The organism is Roseovarius sp. (assembly GCF_018066915.1).
GTDB lineage: Bacteria > Pseudomonadota > Alphaproteobacteria > Rhodobacterales > Rhodobacteraceae > Roseovarius.
Window position 1 is genome coordinate 1 of the sequence record NZ_JAGPVV010000260.1, and the last position, 5,938, is coordinate 5,938.

At 63.5% G+C, this 5,938-nt stretch carries 10 protein-coding genes; 5 read left to right on the forward strand and 5 right to left on the reverse strand.

The features are described 5' to 3' along the window. Nucleotides 1–726, forward strand: a 726-nt coding sequence (meaB, locus tag KBT70_RS14365; RefSeq protein ID WP_296635071.1) for a methylmalonyl Co-A mutase-associated GTPase MeaB, incomplete at its 5' end; no start/stop codon positions are given. A 4-nt stretch (nt 727–730) separates the two neighbouring features. On the opposite strand, the gene KBT70_RS14370 is transcribed toward meaB, so the two are convergent. Continuing rightward, nucleotides 731–970: a hypothetical protein gene (locus KBT70_RS14370; protein WP_296635074.1), complete on the reverse strand. Its 240-nt coding sequence runs from the start codon at nt 968–970 to the stop codon at nt 731–733. Between the two features lie 124 nt (nt 971–1,094). Between KBT70_RS14370 and KBT70_RS14375 the strand changes: the two genes are divergently transcribed. The 3 genes from KBT70_RS14375 (at nt 1,095) to KBT70_RS14385 (ending at nt 2,490) form a co-directional block, all read left to right on the forward strand. Next, entirely contained in the window at nt 1,095–1,805 is a 711-nt protein-coding gene (locus KBT70_RS14375) for a M48 family metallopeptidase (RefSeq protein WP_296635077.1), read from the forward strand. Between the two features lies 1 nt (nt 1,806). Next, the gene (locus tag KBT70_RS14380) at nt 1,807–2,163 is read left to right on the forward strand and encodes a YigZ family protein (protein WP_296635079.1); all 357 of its coding nucleotides are present in this window, start codon (nt 1,807–1,809) and stop codon (nt 2,161–2,163) included. Nucleotides 2,164–2,226: 63 nt separating this feature from the next. Further along, nucleotides 2,227–2,490 (forward strand): DUF6455 family protein, encoded by a 264-nt coding sequence (locus KBT70_RS14385; RefSeq protein ID WP_296635082.1) that lies wholly within the window; start codon nt 2,227–2,229, stop codon nt 2,488–2,490. A 55-nt stretch (nt 2,491–2,545) separates the two neighbouring features. Here the strand turns inward: KBT70_RS14385 and KBT70_RS14390 are convergent, their stop codons facing one another. Next, entirely contained in the window at nt 2,546–3,187 is a 642-nt protein-coding gene (locus KBT70_RS14390; RefSeq protein WP_363270696.1) for a hemolysin III family protein, read from the reverse strand. A gap of 195 nt (nt 3,188–3,382) precedes the next feature. Between KBT70_RS14390 and KBT70_RS14395 the strand changes: the two genes are divergently transcribed. Next, a complete protein-coding gene (locus KBT70_RS14395) occupies nt 3,383–3,763 on the forward strand; it encodes a hypothetical protein (protein WP_296635085.1) in 381 nt (126 codons plus the stop codon). Between the two features lie 42 nt (nt 3,764–3,805). On the opposite strand, the gene KBT70_RS14400 is transcribed toward KBT70_RS14395, so the two are convergent. From KBT70_RS14400 to proC, 3 genes are read right to left on the reverse strand one after another with little or no spacing between them, the layout of a single operon-like run. Beyond that, nucleotides 3,806–4,762, reverse strand: coding sequence for a D-glycerate dehydrogenase (locus tag KBT70_RS14400; protein WP_296635087.1), 957 nt, complete (start codon nt 4,760–4,762; stop codon nt 3,806–3,808). After that, on the reverse strand, nt 4,759–5,097 hold the full coding sequence (locus tag KBT70_RS14405; RefSeq protein WP_296635088.1) for a tRNA-binding protein: 339 nt from the start codon (nt 5,095–5,097) through the stop codon (nt 4,759–4,761). Before KBT70_RS14405 ends, KBT70_RS14400 begins: the two co-directional genes overlap by 4 nt. Further along, entirely contained in the window at nt 5,090–5,905 is an 816-nt protein-coding gene (proC, locus tag KBT70_RS14410; protein WP_296635089.1) for a pyrroline-5-carboxylate reductase, read from the reverse strand. Before proC ends, KBT70_RS14405 begins: the two co-directional genes overlap by 8 nt. Nucleotides 5,906–5,938: the final 33 nt, after the last annotated feature.

The following is a 5,938-nucleotide window of genomic DNA, read 5'->3' on the forward strand; positions in this document are numbered from 1 at the left end:
CTGGCGGTTGATCCATCCTCGGCGCGCTCTGGCGGCTCGATCCTTGGCGACAAGACGCGGATGGAGCGGCTGAGCCGTGATCCAGCGGCCTTTATCCGCCCCTCCCCCAGCCAGAGTCATCTGGGCGGCGTAGCGCGCCGCACCCGCGAGGCGGTGACACTCTGCGAGGCGGCGGGGTTCGATGTGGTGCTGATCGAAACGGTGGGCGTCGGGCAATCCGAAACCGTGGTTGCGGAAATGTCTGATATCTTTGTGCTTTTGTTGGCCCCAGCGGGCGGCGACGAGTTGCAGGGCGTCAAGCGCGGCATCATGGAAATGGCCGATCTCATCCTCGTGAACAAGGCCGATGGCGATCTCAAACCGGCGGCGATGCGCACCTGTTCGGATTACGCGGGCGCGCTGCGCCTCCTTCGCAAACGGCCTCAGGACCCTGAGGGTTATCCCAAGGCAATGACCGTATCCGCCTTGCAGGACGAGGGGCTGCAAAAGGCATGGGACGAGATGACCGCGCTGGTCAACTGGCGGCGCGAGACCGGGCATTTCGACGGGCGGCGGGCCGAGCAGGCGCGCTATTGGTTCGGCCAAGAGGTGCGGCAGGGTCTCTTGGCGCGGCTCGAAACCCCCTCGGCACGCGCCACGATGCAGGACTATGCCGCCCGAGTGGCGGCGGGCGATATGACACCCACGGTTGCCGCCGCAGAGGTCCTGCGCCAGATAGGCGGCTGAGGCTCTATTTGGCGTCCGGCGCTTGGATATAGACCCCCTCGGGCAGATCAAGCGCCGCGCGCAGATCACGCAACTGCCCCATCGAGAGCGTGATCTTGTGCAAACGATCGGTGCGGGGATCGTATTGCTCGATCGTCACACATTCCTCGAAGGCATTGATGATCACATCCTCGCCCAAGGGCGCCGCCCCCTCGTCAACAAGGGTGATCACGGTGGCGTCGAATTCGTGCTCGATGGAAAACATGGGTCTAGCCTATCGCGTTGGCAGGTCTTTGCAAGCGCAGACTGACCCGGTGGAAAACACCTGTCAGAGGCGCGAAAGCCTGCTAGAACATATGAATAGATAGAGAATAGCAGAGGGTTTGCGGATGCGTTGGATATCTGTGCTGGGGCTGGTCGCCGTGGTGGGCTGCGTCGAGGTGGTGGATCAAGGGCCGGTCAGCCGCCCTGCGCCACAGGCGGCACCGCGCCCCGTGGCCGCAACCCCCACACGCGCGCAGGTCGAGCAATTCATCACGGTTGTTCAACGGGTTGAGCCTGTGGCTGAGCGGGAATGTCGGGCCCGTTCTCCGCGCGCAAATTGCGATTTCCGGATCGTCGTGGATGACCGGCCCGGTCAGCCGCCCAATGCCTATCAGACCCTTGACCGCAACGGACAGCCCATTCTGGCCTTCACGCTCCCCCTGATCGCGCAGGTGCGTAATCAGGATGAATTGGCCTTTGTCATGGGGCATGAGGCGGCCCACCACATCTCGGGCCATATCCCGCGGCAACAGCAGAATGCAGCGGCAGGGGCGATTCTCTTGGGCGGTCTGGCGGCGATCACCGGCGCGAGCCAGACGATGGTGGATCAGGCGGTCGACATCGGCGCCGGGGTCGGCGCGCGCAGCTATTCCAAGAATTTCGAGCTGGAGGCGGATGCCCTTGGCACCGTGATCACCCATAACGCGGGCTATAATCCGGTGCGGGGCGCGGAATTCTTTAGCCAGTTGCCCGATCCCGGCAATCGCTTCCTTGGAACGCATCCGCCCAATGCCCAGCGGATCGAAACTGTGCGCCGGGTGGCTGCCGGGCTGTGACATGCGGCAGCTAAAGGGCGTCGTCAGCGACCGGGGATCAGGCTATGCGGTCTCGGGCGGGGCGGCGCAGACCCGCGAGGCGGTGGATGAATTCCTCAAGGCCTTGAAAAAGGACAAGAAATTCGCTCGCGCCACGCATAACACCTGGGCTGTCCTTCTCGGCGATGGCACCCCGCTCAAGGGCGACGATGGCGAAGCTGGTGCAGGGCAAGTGATCCTGCGCATGCTGGAACGCGCCGATTTGCGCGATCATGTCGTCGTGGTAACCCGTTGGTATGGCGGCAAGAAACTGGGTGGGGACCGGTTTCGCCATGTGCAGGACTGCGTGCGCGCCTATCTCGACGAGATGGCGATTTGATCGAGGTCAAGGTGCGCAGCCGCGACCTGAGGCACAGTGGCGGGGCAGCAGAGGGGCAATAACATGCAAAGCACTTCGACCTTGAAACGTCACGCACAGTTGGTGGACCGGATGGCCAACACCTTGGGCGTTGATCTTGAACAGAAAATCATGGAAGGGCAGATGACCTTCGACGCCTTGGGGGATGTGGTTCTGGCCTGCACGGGCTGCGCCAATCCCGAAGCCTGCAATCATTGGCTGGCACGGAACAAGGCCGCGACAGCGACGCCGGACTATTGCCGCAACGGCGATGTCTTCAGCCTCTTGAAGGCGGGCAAGCACGCCTGAGAGACCTTACAGATTGTAAGGTTTGCCTGTTGATCTTGTAAGCTCTCGTGCCCCGTCAGAGACGAGTCGCGAGGGCCGAGGCGATCCCGATGAAAAAGCACCCGCTCGCCAGCGCCACGAAGAGGTGCCAGATGGCATTGGCAAAGCGCAAACTCTCCCACGCGTAGAACACCACGCCCAGCGTATAGAGCAGCCCCCCCGCCAGCAGCAGCGCGAGGCTATGCCCCGGCAGAATCGGCGTGAGCGGGATAAAGAGCGCCACCCCGATCCAGCCCAGCGCCACATAGGGCAACCAGCCGGTCGGCATCTGGCCGGGCTTGGCCCGGATCTTGGTCACGGCGCCAAAGATCGCCAGAATCCAGACCACCGCCAGCACGACATACCCAAAGGCCGTGCCCAAAAGCACGCTGAGCGGCGTGAACGTGCCCGCGATCTTTACATAGATGGCCGCGTGATCCAGACGGCGCAGGATCGGCCGGGCGGCGGTATGGGCATAGAGATGATAGGCCGCCGAGGCCCCCAGCATCAACAAGAGCGCGCCGGAATAGACGATGGTCGAGGCGAGCGTCACCCCGTCCATGCGCAGCGCCCACATGGCAAAGAGCACCCCCACACCGGTGAGCGCCGCCAAGAGGCCGGCAATATGCACCGCCCCGTCGGCAAGACGTTCGGCGCGCGAATAGGCAGGATAGGACATGTCGATCATCCGGTCTGTATGGCACAAGAGTATTAATTTTTCAGTGAGCTGTCTCACGATATGGAGAGATATTTCAGGATTTCGCGGCGTTTTGAGGGTGACGTTGCGGCAATGCCGGTGCCACGCCCAAAAGAATCGAGTCGCACCTTGGCGCAGGATTTGCGATAGTGTCCGCCGCAACAAAGGAGAGTGATCATGCATCGCCGTCTTGTTCTGGGTTTCGTGAGCGCCGGAGTGCTCACCTTCGGCTGGCCCGTCACAGCGCAACCCGCGCAGATGACCGCCGCCGAAATCACCGCGCTGTTGTCGGGCAACACCATTGTCGGAAGCTGGTCCGGCACCGACTATCGGCAGTTCTTTCAACCCGATGGCAACACGGTCTACTTGCTGGGCGATGGTCGCCGCGACGATGGCCAATGGCGCGTGAACGCCGAGACCAACGAGTATGAAAGCTGGTGGCGCAGCACCGGCTGGACGCCCTACGCCATGGTGCGCACTGATGCGGGCGGATACGCTTGGATCAATGGCGACCAGCTCGAACCCTTCGAGGTGCTGAGCGGGCGACAGATCGAGTAGGCGCACGCGCCCCGAGAGGGACGCGGGCTACTCTTTCATAAATCAATTCACCAGATTGGGCGGGGTTTCCCCGGCGAAAAAGGCGCGCAGGTTCTCGACCGCCATCAGGCCCATCGCCTCGCGCACCTCGAGCGCTGCGGTGCCCAAATGCGGCAGCAGCGTCACGTTTTCCATCACCTTGAGCGCGTCGGGCACGATCGGTTCCCGCTCGTAAACGTCAAGCCCCGCCCCGGCGATCCGCCCCTCTTGCAGCGCAGCAATCAGCGCCGCCTCATCCACCACATCGCCGCGCGCGATGTTGATGAAATGCGCGGTCGGGCGCATGGCGGCAAAGACGGCAGCATTGATGAGATGCCGGGTTTCCGCCCCGCCGGGCACCGCCACAACGAGGATGTCAGCATGGGCCGCAACCTCTTCGATCGAGCCAAGCTGGCGCGCGTTGAAATCGAGCGGTTTGGCCGAGCGGTTGTGATAGACAACCGACATGCCAAAGCCAAAGTGACAGCGCTTGGCAATCGCCTGCCCGATGCGGCCCATGCCGATGATGCCCACTGTCTTGCCACTCACATGCAGGCCCAGCATCTGCGTCGGATTCCAGCCCGGCCATTTGCCCGACCGCACCAGACGCTCGCCCTCGCCCGCGCGGCGCGCGGTCATCAGCATCAGCGTCATGGCGATATCGGCGGTGGCGTCCGTCACGGCACCGGGCGTGTTGCTGACCGCGATTCCCACGGCGCGGGCGGCGGCCACGTCGATATGGTTATAACCCACGCCGAAATTGGCGAGGATGCGACAGCGCGAATTCTCGGCCTCGATAAAGACATCGGCCTGAAACATATCGCCCAGGGTCGGCAGAATCCCATCATAGAGCGCCAGCGCGCCGCGCATCTGCCCCAGCTTGAGCGGGGTGTTGTCGTCGCGGGTCTCGACCTCGAAATGGCGGCGGGCCTCGTCCATCACGCGGTCAGGCATGGGGCGGGTGACAAGTATCCGTTTCAATGCAGTCTCTCTCCGATGGGAATGTCTTGGTCCGGGCGTATCAGAACGATATCGCCATTGCTATCGCTCAGCCCCAGCACGAGGATTTCCGACCGGAACTTGCCGATCTGGCGGGGCGGGAAATTGACCACCGCCAGCACCTGACGCCCGATCAGGCTCTCGGGGGTGTAATGCGCGGTGATCTGGGCGCTCGATTTCTTTTCGCCAATCTCGGGGCCGAAATCGACCCAGAGCTTGATCGCAGGTTTGCGCGCCTCGGGATAGGGTTCGGCGCGGGTCACGCGGCCCACGCGAATATCCACGGCGAGGAAGTCGTCGAATGTGATCTCAGCCATTGCGCAGCGCCTTGGAACGGTCCGTCGCGGCGGCCACGGTTTTCAGCATCAGGGGTGGCAGGCCGGTGTCGGGGTGCATGAGCACCTCCAGCCCCGCCTGCGTCGTGCCATTGGGGCTGGTCACATTCTGGCGCAGTTGCGCGGGCGTTTCCTCGGCCGCCTCAGCCAGGGCACCGGCCCCCGCGACGGTCGCCTGTGCCAGTTGCATGGCAAGCGCCGGAGACAGCCCCTGCGCCTCGCCCGCCTGCGCCATACATTCGATCATGTGAAACACATAGGCCGGACCAGAGCCCGAGAGGCCGGTTACGGCATCCATCTGATCCTCATGGTCGAGCCGCACCACCTGCCCAACAGCGCGCAAGAGCGCCTCGGCCAGATCAAGATGGGCCGCGCTCGCATGGGCATTGCCGATGATGGCCGTGATCCCGCGAGCCACGGCGGCGGGGGTGTTGGGCATGGCGCGGATGATCGGGGTCTCAGCCCCCAGCGTCGCCTCGAACGCCGCAATCGGCGTGCCCGCGGCAACCGAGATAAAGAGCGTCGTGCCATTGCCCATGGCGGCAAGGCTGGGCAGGGCCGCGCCCATCATCTGCGGCTTGACCGCGACCAGCACAATCGCGGGTTGGCCGGGCAGATCGGTGTTGAGATGCACGCCGGTGCCGCGCAGCCAGTCAGACGGGTTCGGGTCCAGCACCCAGACCGATGAGGGCGGCAACCCGCCCTTGAGCCAGCCTTGCAACATGGCGCTGCCCATCTTGCCACAGCCCAGTAAAACAAGACCTTTTTCGGCCAGATCGTGCATCGTCATAATGTGTCCCCCGCTCTTGTCATCCGTTCGCGG